The following is a 19,904-nucleotide window of genomic DNA, read 5'->3' as shown; positions in this document are numbered from 1 at the left end:
TTCTATACCTTCAATAATTAAAAGCATAGAAAGAGAAATAGAAGGGGGATTCTATTTCTCATTTCATTTTTATATGACTGCTTGGTATTCCTTATCTGCATAGCCATATTGAATTATTTCTGGATCTTCCCAACCTTGAACATTGAATGACTCAGGTTCAATAAAGTGTCCTGAAATTAACACGATCTCATCGTTATATCTTGGCAAGTCATTACCTACCATTTTGATTAGCTCGTCACTATATTTGAGAAAAACATCGTCCCCTCTTAAAATGACTCGACCAATCATGGTAACAATACCGGAAACAAATGTCCCTGTTGGAGTTGCGGTTACCATATCGGCCACCTTAGTCCCAAATTTCTTCTCGATCATGTTATATTCTTCAAGCGAAAGTGGAGATTGTACGATTACATCTCCTTCAGCCATTACATTTTCACGTTCAAACTCTACAATTTCATTATTGAATTGAAAAAGCGAACTATAATCTTCTTCGTCTTTTGTCATAGACAGTAATTCATCCACATGCTCAAGCATGTCGTCTGTAGGGATACTATGTACCATATTTTCTTTCGTAATTTCATCAGCCGAAAAAACAGGGATATCCGAAGTTGCTATCGGAAGAGATGGCTGAATGTCCGATTTGGTTGCGAGGGAGATAAAATCTTGAATTTCTTTATCCTCCTTGCTCTGCTCAAGATAAACAGCGGGAGCATGGTAAGTAGCCACTCGCATATGCTGTTCCGATTGCCATTTTGATGGCTTATTCTCATAATACGTTTCTAGTAATACTGGAAATGCACCAATTAATGCGATAGATCCAAGAAATATCCATATTGCATGTACTCCTGTTAGCTCCAATTTTACTTCCTCCTTAAAAAAGTTTTTTATATATAAAAAAGCCCACAAAGGAATATTCGGCTAGCGAATTACTTCCCTTATGGGCTTTGAATATTTATACAGTATTGTTATTAAAAACAATCAGATTTAAAAGTAAAAAAGCTTTAAAAAGCAATTAATAGTTGGAAACTCTTATCCCGCATGGGTTAAGATAAACATTTAAATCATTATATAAATATCTTAGCAAATATATGACAAATTAACAACGTTTACTTGAATATCAAGTGATAATTATAATTTCAACAATTACAAAAAGCAGTAGATTAAAAATCTACTGCTTTTTAAAAACTAATTCTTAACTATTAAGGATTCACATCAAGGAAACGTACATACTGCGAATCGTATGGTCTATATATGTTAGATCCTTTATATACATCTGCTCCTCCAGATAATGTAACTCCTACTAAAGTTGGACCATGAGCTTTTGCTTCTGCCCAGTGACTTTTAGTATTAATGTACCAAGTTCCTGTAACCGGTTCTGATTTCCAAGAAACTGTATTACTACTTTTACTAGCAGCCGGAGCAGCACCAATTAGTAGGGAGAATCCACTAAACTCATAACTATAGAAAACTACCAATTTATCTGGGAGACCAGACCCAGTATAATAAGCATTTAAATTCCCTGCATTTATATATATTCTATCTGCAGTAATTGGAGCTAAATATGCTTGCTCATTAAACCCAGATGGATTCCAATCAAATTTACCCCAACTATCTACATCATAAAAACTTTTTGACCAATTGTTTTTAAACCCCATTGGTGAAATAACAGGTTCATTTATTAATTGATTTACAAATTCCGCAATAGCTTCCTTGTTTTCCACATCAGTAGCAATAGTATAAATTTCAACGTCATTCTCATCTTTCCATTTTTCTAGTTCAAATGTTTCCCCTTCATACGTTAGGGTTTCTGTACTAATTTTCGTAAGTTCGTTTTCAGTCTCGGCAGCTTCCGCACCGTGAATTGGGGCCAATGCTAAAGTAACTGAAAGAACTAGAGCCCCCAAAACTCCTTTTTTAAACATAACTGACCTCTCCTTTTAATTTTTTATATCAATTTTTATTGATACCGCTAGTTAGGCCACTTTGTACTACTTGGTCCAAATACGTTATTAGAGCATCTTTGTTGAGTATTTCTATACTTAAATCATTCATAATAGAAAGGGATATTGACGTAGAAAGAATGTCTGGTTGCCCCTTCCCGAACATAGGAAATGCACCATTAGGAAGTTGAATATTATATAAATAATCTTTAATATTTTCTGTCTCTAAAATAATGATTTCATCATTATATAATTCATTAATCTGTAAACCTACTTTGAATTTTTCAACACTATCTTCTGAATCTTCAAACAGGGAAACAAGTTCTCCCTTTAAAACTTCGTATTTCTCCTTCGGTAATATATTTTCATCAGATATCAAAATATCAATTTCATTTATAAGTACTAAAAAACTACCCTTGGATATAAAGTCGTAATTACTGTCAGCTTCAACTGATTTAAAAACTCCCTTTACCCAATTTTTAGTAACATCCAAACTAGGAATAGGAATATTGATAGATTCATAAATATCCAAAGCCATTTTTGTTGATAATAAAAATGATGGAGCTGGTTGCTTAATGGTTTCATCTTTATATGCTTTATAAAAGCCTTCATTATTCCATAGTTTTTCTAAAATCTTAGAAATCTCATCGCCATATTTAGGCTGCATTTCAAGTTCCTCACAAAGCTTTATATAAAGCCATAAGTCATATAATGTACCTCTGTAATTTATATCAATTAGTTCCTCTAAATTATCTTTTTCAATTTGAAGTATTAGATTGTTTTTTTCATCTTCCCCTAAATCTCCTAATATTTTTTTTGAATTCATTGCATAGGAAACTGCATACAAATCAGTTTTTTTATCTTGCTGATTTGATAGATTTTTGCTTTCAATGGAATTATCCAATTGTGCATGTGTTACATTGGAATCACTAGTTACAATTGAGTAAACACAATATATTGTTGTAATAAACATTAAAATTAATAGGATTACAATACTGTAAAACTGATATTTTTTATTAGATTTAACCAATTAACTCTTCCTTTACAGTATATTTTCATAAATAATACTATTTTGATTGTCGTAAATTAAAAAGTCACTCAATGCTTGTTTCTGCTCTTTTAATAAAAAGTATATAGACTGATTGTTTTTCACAGGTATTTTTTCTACACTTCCATCTTTGAAATTCACTTTTAACTCAGATGCTTGTTGTAACAAATTTAGATCATTTATAACGAATACAAGATAAGGATTACTTGCCCCTTCCCTTACCCCTAGAGTTTGCACTGGAGTCTCTGGATTCCTTTGTATTAAAAGTTCCTCTACAAATTCTTCTTTATTATTTTTCATAGTTCCTATAAAGGTTCCCACCTGATCATTTCTATTTACAAAAATTAAAGTATAGGGTTTTTTACCATCAAAACTTACCGTATCTATTATTAGATAACCTGACTTATTAGCCCATTCTTTAATGGACTCATTTGACAGCTCGGAATACTTATCTTTATTTATATAAGATATAATCACTGATAGAAAAATTAATGAAAGTATACTAATAGCTTTAATGACTGTTTTATTAATAGGAGCCACCGCCCTTTTTGTAATATTTTGTATTTTCTTGGAATATTAAGAATTATTATATATGAGTTATTTACATTGTCTATCCCAAGAAAGACTGAAATTTCCATATTCCTTCTATACTTTTGCGACATATTTTTATCCTTTCATAAATTTTATGTAAAAATATGCTTTTAATCATATTTTTAATATAGTGCTGTTATTTATTTATTTTTAATATAAAAGTAAAATTGACACTATTAGAAAAAAGTCCCTGGGTAGTAGGAACTTTTTATACAATCGTACTATTAAATTTATACTGTTGTGACTCATACTCGATGATTTTTGCTAATTCAGTTTTACCCTCAATCTTTAATATTTCAATTGCCTTATTCCAAAAATTTAACCCCATTTGTGTATTTCCTTTAATCAACCAATTTCGCCCACTTTGATAGTGAAATTCAGAAAACAGATACATATCTTCATATAATTTGCAGTAATTTATGCCTTTTGAACATAAATCTAGTGATTTATCTATACAATTCATATCTGTATATACTTTAGATAAGTTATAGTTGATCTTTAAAAATATTCGATTTTTATTTACGAAAGGCATATCAATAACTATCTTTAAGCCCTTCTCAAGATAAAAAGCTGCTTTCTTTAAATCCTTTAGATTCCTACAAATTATTCCAATACTATTTAATACATCAACCTTTAATTCAGAGTATATGTTCTCTGTATTTATAATTTCCTCTAATTCTTTTAAGGCAAGTTCAGGATTGCTATATAAATGATATGCGACAATTCCTTTATGCCATTGTATGTACTTTTTCATATACTCATTTTTCAATATTACAGGACTTTTGGATTCATATATTAAAATTTTCTCTATTTCTTTATAATCCCTTAGTCTTCTATATCTTTCTAACTGTCTCTTGATCTCATCTATATAATCTTGTCGTATAGAGTCTCTATCATGGTAGAAATACTCAACATTAACTCCCAGCCTTTCAGCAATTTTCTGCAAAATAAATGATGATGGGTTTATACTATTATTTTCAATACGACTTATTTCAGATTGTGAGCATATGTTATAACTTAATGCCTTTTGTGAAATATTGGCCTTTTTTCTCAATTTTTTTATTCTTTCCCCTATAGTTTCGATCCCCATAATCTCTTCACCTCATATGAGTATTTTCATAAAAATCTTAGTTCGGGTTTAACAAACTAAAGAAAACAGGAATATGTAACCATTTATTACATATACACCCTAATTTCAAGTTTTACAAATTAAAGAATCTAAAATAGTATAAAAGTAACAATTTCTAGGAGGAAACTATGAAAAAACATACTATCAAACTACTACTTTTGTTTTCTTTAACTTTATGTGTAAATGTTATTGCGGATGGATTAATCCCTTTTGAAATTAAACCCCTCGATTTTCCAGATCAACACTAATTTTTTGATATAATTTCCTACTTTTAAACTAATCTCCAATCTAATTATTATAAAGACTCACTCCATAAGTCTAGTAAATAAGAAAACTCACGGTATTGCTCCGTGAGTTTTCCTCCTAATTAAAACAGCATCATTTGGCCAGCCAATGCTTTTGACTTTTTCTCATCTTGTTCAATCACAATTGGTTCGCTAAATATTGATTTATCATCTTGCTGCTCATCTATTATTTCTTCTTCCTGAATTTCGTTTTCTTCCATCTCCTCTGTTAACAATTCCTCTTCAAGGGATGTTTGGTCATTTAATTCTTCATTAATCTCCTCAACTTCCCCTGAATCCTCCGGAAGTTCAAACATTTGTTCAACTGTTTCTTCTTCTAAAAGGACAATGGGTTCTTCAAAGAAATCTCCATCTTCGTTCTGTATTAATAATTCTTCCTTTTCTTCCTCAATAGGATTAATACTGATCATTTCTTCTTCCATTTCTAATTCGATGTCAAGGTCAATTACCCCAGCATCTTCTTCGATTATGTCTTCTATTTCTTCTAGTTCCATTTCTGTAACAAGTTCCTCTGTATCTACTTCAGGTTCAGGGAGCGGTGTTGTGATTTCCCAAACGAGTTCTGCTAATTTTCCTGTTGCTTCAATTCTGTTTCGATAATCCTCATCCGATTCATCTGTCTCCCGATTCGGGATAACACCTTCCTCTAATAATAAACATCCTTGCTTTTGTTCAACGATTTCTTTAGAGAAATATAGTCCGCATTGTTCAAACGCGGAAGGGTCAATAAATAAATTTCTTTCGATAACATTCAGATTATCCTTCACCTTTTCTACCAAGTCATCGCAAACAAAGGGAATCTGCTTACAAAACTGTCTTACTGCTCCTTTTATGGTTGGAGCGGAGAAAGGATTTTCATCAAATCCCCCCCACTTAGAGAGCCACCAACCTGACTTACCTTCATGGTTAACTTGCTGAACTTCAAATTTATGAAGATCGGCATAACGTTTCATCCATCCTGGTAAAGCGCCAGAAAAATAGCCACGAACGAGTCTATCTTTCTCCTTTGGATGAAACTGTAACTTTAATGGTTTTTTATTGTAATAATGATGTTTTGGTGATTCCCCTTTTATGGATTCCATCCATTCAATTATTAAATGGCCTGATGATTCTTCATATCTTGGTTCCATTCATAACACTCCTTAAAAAGATATTAATTTACGCTGAATACACATCAGAACTCTTTGTCCCACTACTTAGCATTTCAGCTGCAAACGCTTCATAATCTATATTTTCAGGTTCTATTGATTCATCACCCTCAAACTCCATAGCAATCTTGCTAAAGTCTAATTCTTTCCGGTCTATCGCTAAATCAACCCCAGATAGTTTTGAAAGAATGAGAGAGTGCATATTCGAATCGATTGTCCCTACAGAAATAAGCCAGTAGATGTCAACAATTGACCTTTGCCCTAAACGAACAGCTCTTGAATAACATTGCTGAATTTTTTTGGCGTTCCAGTCAAGGTCGAACAAAAATACTGCTTTTGCTTCTGTTAATGTATAACTTTCTGCGCCGGTTTTTGTTGTCATGATCAAGATACTTAAGTTATCGTTAGGATTCTGAAATCGATCCATTAACTCAAAACGATACTTCATATCTACGCTGCCATGTATATATCCAGCCTGTTTACCTGGCAATATCCCATCAAGCAAAACCCCTAATTGTTCTGCGGTCGCCTTATGGGAAGTAAAGATTAACATCTTTTTGCCAGCTCTTAAATACGACTTTGCTTTCTCGATAAGAAACCGAATTTTAGTTGGTTGCTCACTTTTGGAAGCTTTATATTCTTTAAATGTCCAAGGGCAACTTGCAGCTTGTCTTAGTTTATTTAACCAAGTACAAACCTCTATGGAGTTAATTCGGTATTTATCTCCCCTAGCAAGAGCCGCATCTCTTTTCATATGTTCTTCTTGGTACCAAGTTCTAAATTGTTGAAGAATATCTTCATAAAGACTTCTATCGGCTTCAGTTAATTCCAGGTGTCTACGAATATGAACAGGTTCTGGGACCTTAATTGAATCTTTTACATCCTTATCCTGCTGAGTTTTTCTGATCATCAATGAGTCTAATAAATCCCATAGTTCTTCATGGTGAGATACTCGGGCTTTAACATTATCCGATTCAAGCAGAGTCCTTTTCGAGCCTCCACCATAATAAGTTCGGAAATTTTCTTCTCCAACTTTCCCATATCCCGTAAATGGTTCTCTAAATAATGGATCCTCAAAATGTGAACCACAACCAGTTAACCAAACCAAAGGCCAGTAAAGGTCCTCACTGCCGTTTTCAGCTGGCGTACCCGTAAGAATTACACGTGTTTTCGTTTTCACTTTACGGACAATGGATTTGCTACGGTTAGAATTCCCATTTTTCAGGTAATGTCCTTCATCAACTATAGACGCATCGTATCCTCTGTGGAAAAAAGTGAATAAAGGTTTTTTACGTGCTTTAACCACTGTAAATCCACAAGAGCAAAACAGTTTCTTCTTCTTCCATTCCTTTTTACAACATGGACACTTCTCAGGTAGAGAATCCAAACTGTATGAAATAGTAGGAGAAACGGCTTTTTCCTTACAACGGAAACAATATTGTAAATGCTGGTCAAAATTAAGCGTACTATCGCAATCTGGACATTTATCAGGTATAATATTGATAAATTTGATACGATCATTAGCCCACTTTTCATAACTTACAAGATGAATCCGCTTATTCGAATGTAAATCACGAGGGTTTTGAAGAAACACATAATCATCCTCAAGCCCTAATAATTTTATTTCTCTTATCCAATCATTTACGTTTCTGCTCATTGTAATGATTAAGATTTTTTTATTCGTTTCATCAGCGGTTGTTCCAACGAGGGAAGTGATTGTTTTACCCAGCCCCATTTCGAACCCTAATAGCAATCTCTTTTTTGCAATTAAAAATGCTGCTGCCTCTTTTTGATAGGGAAACAATTTTCTCCCGTCTGATAAGGGTCCACCGTATTTCATTTCAACCATTTCTAAGGCTTTCTGAAATTGTTGGGTATGACGAACTTCCTCTAAGGCCTTCTTATTCCACAGATATTGTTTATATTTTGAATCCAAAACTTCCTGCGTTTTTGAAATAGATGACTGACTGACATCAAATCCCCAATTTTCCATTGCTTCTACAGCTGCATTCACTTTTAAATCCAAATAATTATTTTTTATCATAAAGTGCCAAGACAATGGATTTGTCGTTCTAAACACTGTTTTCTCTTCACCATTTTTATTTGTTACAGTAAAAGAAAAATGTTTTTCGTGATTACTCGAATGAACCATACACTCATTTTTAGTTATTGAATCTAATAGATTATTGGTTTTAAAATCAATTCCTTTTGAATGATAAATCATTTTTGTCATAAATATAAAAGCACCTCGCAAATTTTGCGAAGTGCTTTTCACCCCCTTATTTCAGATTATCTCTGCATTTGGCCTACAAAAACCTTGATGTGGTCAGTTTCTTCACAAACAATGGTAAGAGGCGATTTATCATGTTCAAATAAGATCTGAACCTCTTCAGTTCTAAATAAACTGGCGGCTAATTCAACATGGTGAGCATTCATGCCAAATTCAAAGGCATTACCTTCCACCATAGCCCCCACCTGCTGTACAAGAACACTATTTTCTGATTTAGCAGTTACCTTAGCGCCTTCTGACTTAATGTACAATACCGCTCGACCAGAAGCGCTTGTCATAGCTAATGTTCGTACTCTCTTACATAGATCAATTAACTCCATGCGATCAAATGTCCATTTGGTTTTCACATTATTAACATCGGCACAAAACCTTTCTATCGGTGGAAAATTCCCAACAAGGAGGCGACTAACTGCTGTAGTTAAACCCGCCTGAAAGATTAATAAAGTGCGAGATTCATTAATTCCAACCGAAACCTCACAGTCTGATGGTAAAATATCAGACAACCCTTGGAGGCTTTCAGTTGGAATAGAAAGATTAAGTTCATCAAACCATTCCGTACTCTCTGAACGAAGAATAGTACCTAAATATCCATTTCCAACCTTAACGGAAACTTCTCCAATATCACTATCTTTCGAAAAGTTAATTCCAGCAGTACAAGGGTACCTCTTCGCACTCTCGGTTCCTGTTTTAGCTGCAAATGGAGTAAGGCCTCTAGCGAACGTATGCAACAGGCCAGGTTTCCAAGTGATATATTCAACCACTGCTGGTACCTCGATAAGTGGAGCGGTTTCCGCTATTGTCTCGCATGTGATTTTAGAAGAGCGGCCCCATCTTAAGTTTAATAACGTTCCTTCTAATTCAACTGTAATTTCTTCATCTGAAGGTAGAGCGGAAACTTTAAGTTCTAATTCCGCCATTCCTGTAGCAATAGATAGATCCCCTGATATTACAGCCTCGATTTTTTTCTCTACTTGGAGGTCATCACCATTAAAATAAAAAGAGACAAAGCTTCCTTCTGTTTTAATAAAACAGGCTTTCTCTCCTAAACGGGCTTTTTTTGCTCCTTTTACCAAAGCTGTTACAGTTTGTTGTAATACCTCACCTTTTACGTTAAACATTGTTATTCCTCCTTAAAAAGTTAATAAAAATAAAAAAACGCCTATGACAGCGAATTGTATAAAACAAATCACCATCATAGGCGTATTTTAATAAAGTCATATCCTCCCGCTTGGGTGGAATAAAGGTAAAATAATCTATAAGTTAATTCTACCTTTATTCCCTAGCAGTATCAAGGTTTTTATGAATTACTAGCGGCGCAGTATGATATAATTTTCACTTTCTTATCGTGATGTACATCATCTGAACTTGTGAATTTCATCTTTCGTCAGCCTTACTTCATTGCCGAATGGTGAAAGACCTATAAAAATTGGCTTTCCTAATCCTTGATGAAACTCAATTTTCTTGCATGTCGCAATTCTTTTAGAGCCATTATGAGTAAAATATTCAAACACCCTGCCGATATGTTTCATTATTCTCTCTCCTTCGTTTCAAGTGTCATTAATTCATTTCGAATCGTATTTTGAAATAGCTTTTTAATTATTAAATTTAAATTAATGTTCACCTTCTAAATAATGATATATCCCATCAATATTTACATAAGGATACATTCTAACACCATTCATAAAGCGACTGGCTATAAACATCCCTTCTGTAATGCCCATGACCAAATCGTCTTCATGTGTTAAAGCTAATAAATGAGCATTAATCACTAAAACTAAGTCCTATCGAACTACGACATACACTCAATATGAACTTTTTTATAATTTTGCTGACCAAAGCGGCGATCTCTGGTCCAAATTTTTTCATCACACACAGCACAAATAGAATAATCGTGATACCATTCATGGCTAGGATCCAAATACCACGGTAATAGCTCATGTTCTGCAATTCCAAATTCTTTTTTTATATCATCTTCGAGTACATCAAAAATAGAAATTTGCTTATTTTCCATAATTATTACCCTGCTTTTATTAACTTCAATTTGACTCAACAATTAATAACCACCTTATTTCGTTATTTATGTCAATTCTATTTATCAGTTCTGATATTTTGTAATATCAATTGTATTTTCTAAATCACATAGTTTACTGTTCATAGCATCATTTATCAATTGGTCAAGCATCCTACCTCTATATCCCAATTCATAAAGAGCATTTCGAACATCGTTATAAATCTGATTACATATATCGATAGGAAATTGACTGACATATATTGTTTTCATTTTTTTACCCTCTCTCATTGGTTTTACAATCATCGGATTTCCAACTCTTCTGGATTGAAGCAATCGATCAACACTTTACATATTTGTTCTAACACTAAAATATAATGAGTGTTGGACCTCAATTTGCCCTTCGAATAGATGAGTTCATCTAATATTTCTGTTGCCTGAACTACTCCTATTCTTTCCTTGTAATCCTTTAATAGAGCATGTTCATTTTTAATTCCGACTTCTCTATTTAGAGTTGCATTCACGATTTGTTGAAACCAAATGGTTAAAAGTTTAATGCTAATCTGCTGTTTCTCCTTATCAGAAAAAAGAGCCGGCCATTCAGTTTGAATAGTTACTGTAGCTCCGTAAGGATTCTGAATGAATTCATCCATTGTTTGAAACAGTAATGATTTAGCCTGTTGAAACCAATTATCTTCTAAATAGGTCTGACCCAATGAAAAACTTGTCGTTGATTTAGACAAGAGGAATGCCGAATCTTCATCAAGCCCTAAATCTAAATAGGAAGTTAATAAGTCTTTTTCATTTAGGGGTTGGAACTGATACACTTGAACGCGTGATAATATAGTATCCAACATTCGATGTCTATTTTCCGTAAGGAGAATGGCCAATGAATGTCCATTGGGTTCCTCCAAAAACTTTAATAGACTGTTAGCAGCTTGGACTGTCATCTTATCAACGTCCTGGATGATATAGCATTTCTTTTCAGATTCAACGCCCTTATACTGAAACTCCTTTTGGAGCATTCGAATTTGGTCAATCTTAATGCTCTGTCCATCCGGTTCAACAAAATGAAGATCTGGGTGATTCATAGAATCAATTCTTTTACAATTCCCACATTGATGACAGGGTTCATTATTTGATTGTTCTAAACAAAAAAATCTTTTGGCCATCCAAAAAGCCATATCTTTCTTCCCTACTCCCGCTTCACCGGAAAACAGATAAGCATGTACCAGTTTTTGATTTCTAAATGCTTTTTGAATTAAACTTCCTACTTTTGGTTGCATCTTTAAAATACTCATAATACAACCACCTTACTCACGTAGGATAACTTCATTTTTTTCATGTCCATCTCTCCTTAAAAAGTTTAAAGTGTTGTTATAACAAAAAAACACTTTCAGAAAGGGACGAATGAATTTGAACCAAATTGGTTACATTCGTTCACTTCTAAAAGTGTTTTTTAATCAATAAATGTCTGTCCCGCTTGGGTCAGATTAATAGAATAGAAAAATTCAACTTAATTATAGCATATGTTTATACAAACTTTATAGTGGTTTTCTACAATCTATCAACGAACTAATCGAAGTTTTTGAGAAAAAATAGTAAAATTAAAACAACTTAACGAAAAAGGGGGTCCATCTATGAATATGAAAAAAGCCAAAATCATTTCATGGGTAGGTAGGTTTATAATGGCTTCGACTTTCTTATTGATATTCTATAAGATTGATACCTTATGGTGTTTTTTAGTTTTCTTGTCAGGTCTTGCCCTTCAATGTTATGCATTTATATATAAACAAAATAATAATAATCAATAATTTTTTTAAAAAGTGATTTACTTTGTATACAACGAAATTTGATTTCTGAAGATAATCTTCTTAAGTTTTCAATCCAATCTATAAAAAAGAGGAGAGAATGAAAACTCATCTACTCTCCCCTTTAATATTAATTTAGTACATTCCGTTTTTTAATACCCATAAACCTCGTTTTCCCTGGAGTCCGTCTATATGTCTTAATAGGTGAAAATTTATTGATTTGTTCTATTCTCTTATCCAATTCACTGCATTCTTCACGCAATTTATGGCTGCTAATGATTAGTTCATCAATATCTTTCCAACCCGTCATTTTTAACATATACTCCTCCTTCGCTATCTGATTATTATCAATTTTATCACACTTCAGTAGCAAGTTACTTACTCGTGCATAAAACTCTAAGGTACTTTGTTTGATTCTCTCCCTCAAAATTATTTATTTTGAGATGTACAAAAATTATCATGTTCTTTTATACATTTCTTTAATAGCAAGCCACTCATTGTCGTCTAAGACTATTAATTCTAAGTGACGGCCAAGAACTTCTTCTAATACAGATTGAACAATACTTCTGTTCATTACTTTTTCAAGAAGCTTAATTTGAGGTTTCGCTTTATAAGTAACAACAATATGATTGTCACTAATTGCTTCGACCATAGCTTCGCGGTATAAAGTCATCAATGACATACGTTCCTGTTTTAGCGTTGAAAGAATCTCATCATTTTTCTCTTTATACTCAATTCGATATTCCCTTTTCGCTACCTTTAAAACATCTAAAACCGCTTTATGTTTATCAGAAGTGATATCAGTTCGAATTGCCTCCTCCTCCTCTAGTTGTGGAGGCGGTGATTGATCGCTGAGAGCCGGGTGTGCATCATCTGCAAATTGAATATATTCAGCTCCCTCTTCAATATCCTTTTGAATAACATCCAAGAATGTTTCAGTTTCACGAGGTTCTTCTTTTTGAGATTCTGAAGCAGTAACTTCTTCAACTGGTTGATTAGAAGTGTTATCAGCATTACTTTGAGCTAAATCAGATTCAATTTGTGCCAAAAGATTAAATGCTTCTTCTTCAACATTTTGATTTAACGATTCCTTCACCTGAGCGACTTCTTCTTTTTCCTCACGATGAGCTATTTCCTGTTCAATTGGACTATTTTCCACCTTCTCTTTGAAAATACTCGAGATTTCTTCTAAGGATATGTCTGCTTCTTGAGCTCCTGTCCAAATTTCTACTTGGGGTTCAATCGCATTTACTTCCTCAACCTTTTCTGAGTTTTCCTTAATTGGTGGTACAAAGCCTGTAGCCATCATTCCTTTTAATGTTTCTATTTCTTTCCTGAGTTCAGCCAGCTCATCTTGCTTACTTGACTCCGTACAAGCTTTAATTAAAGCAACTTCTAAAATGACTTTATCCTGTCCACTATATTTGATCTGACTTTGGCATTTGGATAGAATCTCAATGATGCTATAAATTCGCTCCTCATTAACCAATTTAGCAACCTCTTTAAATGACTGGTCTGTTAAAGCCTTTGTCAAATTAGCTTTATCTCCTACACGTCTGTAAACAAGAATATCGCGATAATAGGCTAGTAAATCATCCAAGAAAAACTTAGGCTCTTTGCCCGATTCAACTATTTGATCAAGCAAATCTAAAACAAATGAAGTATCACATGTATCTATCGCTCGAATCACATCACTAATCTTGGACAAATCAACAGTTCCCGTTAGTTCGATGATATCCTGTACAATTACCTTACCATCTGCATGAGCTAGCGCCTGGTCCAATAAACTTAAGGCGTCACGCATTCCACCTTGAGCAACCCTTGCGATTATTTCAAGAGCGGATTCTTCTACCTCGACATTCTCCTGTTTGATAATATATTTCATTCTTTCAACGATTACCTTATCTGGGATTCTTTTAAAATCATACCTTTGCAATCTAGAAAGAATAGTAAGAGGTATTTTATGCGGTTCCGTAGTTGCTAAGATAAAAATAGCGTGCTTTGGCGGCTCTTCTAACGTCTTTAGTAATGCGTTAAAGGCGCCAATAGTGAGCATATGCACTTCGTCGATAATATAAACCTTATACTTACCGTATACAGGCGTATAACCAATCTTGTCCCTTAAATCTCGAATTTCATCCACTCCGTTATTAGAAGCTGCATCGATCTCAATAATGTCAGGATTACTTTCAGAACAAGTATCACATTTCCCACAAGGCTCACCATTTACTGCTTGTGAGCAGCTAACAGCCTTTGCAAATAATTTAGCTGAACTCGTTTTTCCTGTACCACGTGGCCCGGAAAAGAGGTAAGCGTGTGAAATGGAATCCTGATTAATTGCATTTAATAATGTCCTTTTAATATGTTCTTGGCCTAACAAATGTCCAAAACCATTAGGTCTATATTTTCTATAAAGGGCTAAGTGAGCCATTTCCAACACTCCTTAAATCGTATTTAAAAACTCTTTATATTCCCGCTCAATTGCTTTGGGTACATATACGGGATTTGCCCCACATACTCGCGCATTAAAATCTACTTTGTGAATATCTATTTCTCTTGAATGGAATAAGTTATTCATGATGTTATTAGCGATTTGAGCTGCAAACTTATTCGTTGCACAGCGTTGAGGATTATTAAAGATAGCCTCTCCACAAGATTGTCCTGGGAACACAGACTCCTCATCCGCTAAAATATCTCCATACACCCGTCCAATTGGATTTAACCATACCTGCCCCTTTTTCTTGTAACCCACTACAATTTGGCCAGAAAACCCTGAACGGTCTGCAATTTTCTCTTCCTCTGGAGTAAACTCCTTTTCCGTCTTACCAGGGACCATGAAAACCCCTTCAACGCCGGCATCTATATAGATTAAATCTTCTAAGTATTCACTGTGGAAGAATTCATCCATCAGCTGCCTAGTCCGGTTATTATCGACCATTCCACAAAGTACAGGAATGCAATTTGGATATTCCTTTACATCAAATAATTTTTGAAGTGATTCAAGCTCTGTGATATACTTAGGAACAGATTTTACTGGAATACTATAATGCTCCCCGTATCTCTCCCTTAAAGCTTCCACTTTATATTCTCCAATATCGTCTTGATCAAATAACTGGTTTCGTAGATTTTTAGATTCAACTTTATCTTCATCTACTAAATAGATTTCAAAGTGGAACGGATAAGCATTGGAATATACCGAACCCTTCGTACCATAATATGTAGCAATATCTTGGCATAAAGACCGAAAAAAATGGCTGCCATTCGCTCCGGTTCCAAGTATCACTATATGAAAATATGGTTTTTTTTCATCCTCATAAACTTTTAATCCCATGTTTGACTCTCTCCTTAAAAAAAGAAGAGGAGCGTGCTCCCCTTCTCATCTTTTATTTAGAAATTACACGCTCTACCCATTCGCGAGGAAAATTTATTTTCTGGAAACTGAGACTTTCAAATATGTCCTCTCCGTTAAGGTACAGATAGGTGTCATTCGCTTTTACTCTAAATCTGACAGATGGCCTATCTTGATTCAACAACCCAAATACGCCATAGATCATATATGCCTTTTCATCTAAATCATCTACTTCTGAAAAATAGGCACTCATACTATTGTGCGAATGAAATTGAGCTACTTGTATATATCTGAGACTATTTCTTCCTAAAAATCTTATATCTTCTTGAGCGTTTACCCGCGTCTTCGACACATGCTGGACCGGGCACTCTAAAAAATACTGTTTTGTTTCTTTATCAAAAAACAACTGCAGCATCACTTCTACATCTGATAAGTCACAATAATACTTAAAAAATGAGTAGATTTGATGAAAGATAGATTCTGGAATTTTCGGAAGGCGAAATTGAAATCCGACTTCCACTGAATCCAATGTTTGAATCTTAGTAGGTTTTGCTACCATTCTTCCAATTTCTGAATCTCTAACCTCATAAATCTGTCCATCCGCTGAAGCTACATAAGATATTCCTTTTTTCTTTGAATCAAGGAAATCCTTAACTCGCCAATGGTAAGAGATTAAGGACATCTAATGGCCCCCTTTGCCGCTCCTGTTGCATCTGGAAATAATCGTTTGTTATCTTTGTCGATATCCCATTTCGTTCTAGTTGCGGTGAATTGGAAGTACACTTTTTCCATCTCAGCTCTTAGAACTTCCAAAGTAACTCCTTCTTCTGGGATCTCATCCACAAAATCAGAAACATTAAATGATTCTGTGGCAAAGTGAATAGTCCACTCATCAGTTACCTTTACTTCTTCTTTTGGCTTAGGAGCGGGTTTCGGACTTGCTGTTTTAGATACCGCTTTTGAAGGAACAGTAACTTCCTTCTTCTCAACATCTTTTACTCCTAAATCAAAAATAGATAAACTTTCTTCCATGTAAAACACTCCTTAAAAAGTTTTTGAAAATGCAAAAAGCACCCTCACAAAAGTCATCGACGCTGCCGAAATTAGCAGATTAAGAGTCAATCACTTTTGTAAAAGTGCTTTAAATAAAGATAAACGTCATCCCGCATGGGTTGAGTAAATTAAATAATTTATTATGTGACTATTATAACATAAAATAATAAAAACTTTACCTATTATTGAATATTTAAGATAAATAATAGCGACAAAAAATAGCCTGCCAAAGTGTGATTAAAATATTTAATTTCACAATCTTGTATTTTAATGAGAATGGTCAATTCCACTTAATATATCATTTTTTTGCGTAAGCTTTTATCTCTTTTGTTACATTAAATAAAAAAAGGATAGTAAAAGACTATCCTCTGCTACAGTTACCTTTTGAATTTTTCTTTGATTAACATAGCTAATGATTTTTTTCGAGGTTCTTCTTTTGTTTGCATATCTACTTCTTTTACTGGTATTTCTTTTGTTTTAGGTTCTTGTTTCCTTATACCTTCTATGCTGTATGTAGCAAAACAGCGACAATCATCATGAAAAGGAGGGTGATTTTTTCCTATAACTGCCTCTGACACATTTGCGGTATAGCCTTCAAATTTTAAACAATCGGAACAAACTCTTTGGTCTTCTAATGTGTTTACTGTAAATGCCATTAAAACACCTTGCGAATTCCCGTTTTGTGCTTTTTCAAGTTTTTCTTTTGCAACTTGGTATCTATCAAAACCCATTATGTACACCTCGCATTTTTAATTGATTTTATTATAAAGTTAATTTTCGTATTTTGGAAATTTTCAGTCGAAATATCAAAAACTAATACAGTTAACAGTCAAAGTCAGCCCTCAAAAATATCACCAAAATCCTTGATATATAAAGAAAGAGCATGTTTTGACAAAAAACTTTGATCAAAACATGCTCTTATTAATGCAACTGATTAACTTCTTTAAACAATCTGTCTAAATGTTAAATCCATTGGTCTTAATATCTCATCATCAAAATCATTTTTTTCAAACCTAGCATACGTTTCTCTTACATTATCACTTAAATGTGAATTGTTTGGTGTACTAAGAAAGATATATGGAATATGCTGCAATTTTTCTAATTGATCAATATGATATTGGCTATAACTCCAACAAACTCCCCCCGAATCGTGAACATTTGAATAAGGATAACGGTAAAGTTGTGTGTTTTCAGAAAGAATTTTATCCTTTACGGCAACTATACGAATGGACCTTATCCTTCCTTCTTTAACATTAAAGATAAATAGTAATCTTGGATGTCCCACATCCTTATACTGAACATCGTGGTACTTAATATTATGCCGCCCCTTTGGAACGTCAATGACCACTACTTCACTACTAAACGTCTTAGCATAATAAACAATATTTTTCGGCATAAACCCATTATATATAACTCTATCTGGGTTACTCTTTGATAGTGTTTTCTCAACCAATTTCCCATCCGCTTTTTCTAGTATTGCTTCCAATAAAAGGAGCAACTCTTCTTGATTCTCAGTTGAAAGAGCTTTTTTTGTAGCAACATTTAATATTTTTGAAATAACTGGCGTTTTTAATTCAGATGATACCTGCCCCTTTTCCAACAGCAATAATAAAAGTTTCTGAAAGATTGTCACATCATCATTTAAATGTTCCACTTTTTTAAATACAGATTCAAGAATTTTCTCCATCGAGCCTACTTTCACTTTTTGAATGTCAACCTTTTCAAGCAATTGAATTAGCAGCTCTACATATAAAGGCTCATTTTCAAGCAGTTCAGTTTCTTTCTCTACCCGGTCTAATACTATTTGCATGATATTGTTAAATATCTCGTCATCTTCTCCATCTTCCATATATGTTTTAATGGTTTCAATAAAATCCTTTGTCATTAAGAAACTTAGAAGTTCCTTATCTTCCATTAAACCTAACATACAAATTAAAAAGTCATCTGTAAGTAGCTTTCTCTTACCAGTAGGTAATCCATTTTCTATTTTTTGTACCTGTACAAAATTATCGTTTTCTAATGTAACAACTAATGAATTTGTCATTTAAGCTGCCACCTCATTCTTAAGTTTCTGAGAATTAACTTCACTTAACAGATTTTTTAATTGATCTTGGAAATCCAACAACTTTTCCAAAAAACCACTTAAACCTCCCGAGAAATACTCCGAATATAACGCAACATTTCCATCCGTACCGAAAATGAGTTTGATTTCAGCATAACCAATTTCGTCTTCAGTGAAGGTTTTCATATTTTCGATCGTGTCATTAAAAAAATCGGCCTGTTTTTCAGTAAAGGTTGCCATCAAATCGAAAAGAACACTCAGTTCTGGAATATGTAAAATTTGAATTACATTTCCAGAATTATTTATATTAGTTTCACCGTTAGTAACCCAACCTGTTCCTAACTCAAGTATTTTTAAGAAAGGATCTAAGCCCTCGTCTGTGGAGGTGAAATATGGATTGGTATAGTTATAGAATTCCAATTCATTAGGATAAAGACCGCGCTTTTCCAATAATATTTTTGCCTGAATTACAGTATCAATGGTTCTAATATATAGCTCTTTATCTGCCTCACTTATAAAACTCATTTAATAACTCTCCTTAAAAAAAGTTTTTTTTATTTTTGGGTTTAGCTTTTCCCCAAATTATCTCCATAATGTTAGGCATTAGATATCGCTCTCTAAAATAATTACCATATAGAGAGTATCTGGATTCATCTTCATCCTCTTCTTCAGAAACCTCCATAGGAGGGATTGATTCTATTTCATGAATGGCTAAACGAAACGTTTCCAAATCCACTCTCTCTACTAAATCCCTTATATCCTTAAATTTAGTTTTAGAAGAAAAAATCAACTCATTAAAAATAGTTAACATCCGGTCATTATTTGGTTCTGGAAATTCCATGATCTGGTCCCATACCTTATCTACTCTCGACACAGTGATCCCTCCAAATAAAAAACACCCGTCTTGAGGTAATGAAAGGCTTAATCCATTCATCACTCCAAAACGAGTGTTTTATTTATACTAAGAAACATATGGTAAATTAACAAATGCCTCTGGTCGATTTTCAATTCCCTCTCCACCCTCTAAAACAGTGTAAATAGGAAACTTCCTTTCGAACTTGATAACAGCATCATCGTAATTATTACTGTTATTGGCCATTTGAGCATTTAAAAAAGTACCTGTTTGATTATCTACAACTACAAACCAGTAACTTGCAGCATTCATTATGC

General features: G+C 33.7%; 22 protein-coding genes. 1 reads left to right on the top strand and 21 read right to left on the bottom strand.

The window, feature by feature from the left end; translation table 11 throughout:
• Nucleotides 1–69 precede the first annotated feature (69 nt).
• From AR328_RS15805 to holB, 11 genes are all read right to left on the bottom strand, one after another.
• Complete coding sequence (locus AR328_RS15805; RefSeq protein ID WP_066297587.1) at nt 70–858, bottom strand: hypothetical protein; 789 nt, start codon at nt 856–858, stop codon at nt 70–72.
• A 341-nt stretch (nt 859–1,199) separates the two neighbouring features.
• Entirely contained in the window at nt 1,200–1,922 is a 723-nt protein-coding gene (locus AR328_RS15800) for a hypothetical protein (RefSeq protein ID WP_066297578.1), read from the bottom strand.
• A gap of 28 nt (nt 1,923–1,950) precedes the next feature.
• Nucleotides 1,951–2,970 (bottom strand): hypothetical protein, encoded by a 1,020-nt coding sequence (locus tag AR328_RS15795; RefSeq protein ID WP_066297576.1) that lies wholly within the window; start codon nt 2,968–2,970, stop codon nt 1,951–1,953.
• A 12-nt stretch (nt 2,971–2,982) separates the two neighbouring features.
• The gene (locus AR328_RS15790) at nt 2,983–3,528 is read right to left on the bottom strand and encodes a hypothetical protein (RefSeq protein WP_066297573.1); all 546 of its coding nucleotides are present in this window, start codon (nt 3,526–3,528) and stop codon (nt 2,983–2,985) included.
• Between the two features lie 259 nt (nt 3,529–3,787).
• The gene (locus AR328_RS15785; protein ID WP_066297570.1) at nt 3,788–4,669 is read right to left on the bottom strand and encodes a helix-turn-helix domain-containing protein; all 882 of its coding nucleotides are present in this window, start codon (nt 4,667–4,669) and stop codon (nt 3,788–3,790) included.
• A gap of 406 nt (nt 4,670–5,075) precedes the next feature.
• Complete coding sequence (locus AR328_RS15780; RefSeq protein ID WP_066297567.1) at nt 5,076–6,143, bottom strand: hypothetical protein; 1,068 nt, start codon at nt 6,141–6,143, stop codon at nt 5,076–5,078.
• A 28-nt stretch (nt 6,144–6,171) separates the two neighbouring features.
• The gene (locus tag AR328_RS15775; protein WP_066297565.1) at nt 6,172–8,394 is read right to left on the bottom strand and encodes a DEAD/DEAH box helicase; all 2,223 of its coding nucleotides are present in this window, start codon (nt 8,392–8,394) and stop codon (nt 6,172–6,174) included.
• A gap of 56 nt (nt 8,395–8,450) precedes the next feature.
• Nucleotides 8,451–9,569, bottom strand: coding sequence for a hypothetical protein (locus AR328_RS15770; protein ID WP_066297563.1), 1,119 nt, complete (start codon nt 9,567–9,569; stop codon nt 8,451–8,453).
• Between the two features lie 237 nt (nt 9,570–9,806).
• Nucleotides 9,807–9,980, bottom strand: coding sequence for a hypothetical protein (locus AR328_RS22600; RefSeq protein WP_156422709.1), 174 nt, complete (start codon nt 9,978–9,980; stop codon nt 9,807–9,809).
• Between the two features lie 260 nt (nt 9,981–10,240).
• Nucleotides 10,241–10,501, bottom strand: coding sequence for a hypothetical protein (locus AR328_RS15765; RefSeq protein ID WP_156422707.1), 261 nt, complete (start codon nt 10,499–10,501; stop codon nt 10,241–10,243).
• A 260-nt stretch (nt 10,502–10,761) separates the two neighbouring features.
• Nucleotides 10,762–11,760 carry a DNA polymerase III subunit delta' gene (gene holB, locus AR328_RS15755; protein WP_066297551.1) on the bottom strand — a complete coding sequence of 333 codons (999 nt, stop codon included), beginning with the start codon at nt 11,758–11,760 and terminating at the stop codon, nt 10,762–10,764.
• Nucleotides 11,761–12,099: 339 nt separating this feature from the next.
• Here holB and AR328_RS22590 point away from each other — a divergent pair, with 339 nt between their 5' ends.
• Nucleotides 12,100–12,273, top strand: a complete 174-nt coding sequence (locus AR328_RS22590; protein ID WP_156422706.1) for a hypothetical protein — start codon at nt 12,100–12,102, stop codon at nt 12,271–12,273.
• A 127-nt stretch (nt 12,274–12,400) separates the two neighbouring features.
• Here AR328_RS22590 and AR328_RS15750 read toward each other — a convergent pair whose 3' ends face one another.
• The 10 genes from AR328_RS15750 to AR328_RS15705 all read right to left on the bottom strand — a co-directional run bounded on the left by AR328_RS15750 (nt 12,401) and on the right by AR328_RS15705 (nt 19,899).
• Nucleotides 12,401–12,589, bottom strand: a complete 189-nt coding sequence (locus AR328_RS15750; protein ID WP_066297547.1) for a hypothetical protein — start codon at nt 12,587–12,589, stop codon at nt 12,401–12,403.
• Nucleotides 12,590–12,727: 138 nt separating this feature from the next.
• Nucleotides 12,728–14,701: a DNA polymerase III subunit gamma/tau gene (gene dnaX, locus AR328_RS15745; protein ID WP_066297532.1), complete on the bottom strand. Its 1,974-nt coding sequence runs from the start codon at nt 14,699–14,701 to the stop codon at nt 12,728–12,730.
• Nucleotides 14,702–14,713: 12 nt separating this feature from the next.
• Nucleotides 14,714–15,601, bottom strand: coding sequence for a ThiF family adenylyltransferase (locus tag AR328_RS15740; RefSeq protein ID WP_066297521.1), 888 nt, complete (start codon nt 15,599–15,601; stop codon nt 14,714–14,716).
• Nucleotides 15,602–15,653: 52 nt separating this feature from the next.
• Nucleotides 15,654–16,301, bottom strand: coding sequence for a hypothetical protein (locus tag AR328_RS15735; protein ID WP_066297513.1), 648 nt, complete (start codon nt 16,299–16,301; stop codon nt 15,654–15,656).
• Nucleotides 16,292–16,651, bottom strand: coding sequence for a hypothetical protein (locus tag AR328_RS15730; protein ID WP_066297502.1), 360 nt, complete (start codon nt 16,649–16,651; stop codon nt 16,292–16,294). Before AR328_RS15730 ends, AR328_RS15735 begins: the two co-directional genes overlap by 10 nt.
• 398 nt (nt 16,652–17,049) lie before the next feature.
• Nucleotides 17,050–17,403, bottom strand: a complete 354-nt coding sequence (locus tag AR328_RS15725) for a phage minor head protein (RefSeq protein WP_066297499.1) — start codon at nt 17,401–17,403, stop codon at nt 17,050–17,052.
• 212 nt (nt 17,404–17,615) lie between these two features.
• Nucleotides 17,616–18,716, bottom strand: a complete 1,101-nt coding sequence (locus AR328_RS15720; RefSeq protein ID WP_066297494.1) for a hypothetical protein — start codon at nt 18,714–18,716, stop codon at nt 17,616–17,618.
• The gene (locus tag AR328_RS15715) at nt 18,717–19,259 is read right to left on the bottom strand and encodes a hypothetical protein (RefSeq protein WP_066297489.1); all 543 of its coding nucleotides are present in this window, start codon (nt 19,257–19,259) and stop codon (nt 18,717–18,719) included. It abuts the gene before it with no gap.
• Between the two features lie 13 nt (nt 19,260–19,272).
• A complete protein-coding gene (locus AR328_RS15710; protein ID WP_066297481.1) occupies nt 19,273–19,608 on the bottom strand; it encodes a hypothetical protein in 336 nt (111 codons plus the stop codon).
• 87 nt (nt 19,609–19,695) lie between these two features.
• Nucleotides 19,696–19,899, bottom strand: coding sequence for a hypothetical protein (locus AR328_RS15705; protein WP_066297475.1), 204 nt, complete (start codon nt 19,897–19,899; stop codon nt 19,696–19,698).
• Between the last annotated feature and the right edge of the window lie 5 nt (nt 19,900–19,904).

Source organism: Bacillus sp. FJAT-29937, from assembly GCF_001509555.1.
In the GTDB taxonomy this organism is placed as follows: Bacteria; Bacillota; Bacilli; order Bacillales; family Cytobacillaceae; genus Cytobacillus.
The sequence above is the reverse complement of the archived record's forward strand: the minus strand, read 5'-3'. Positions and strand labels throughout refer to the sequence as shown.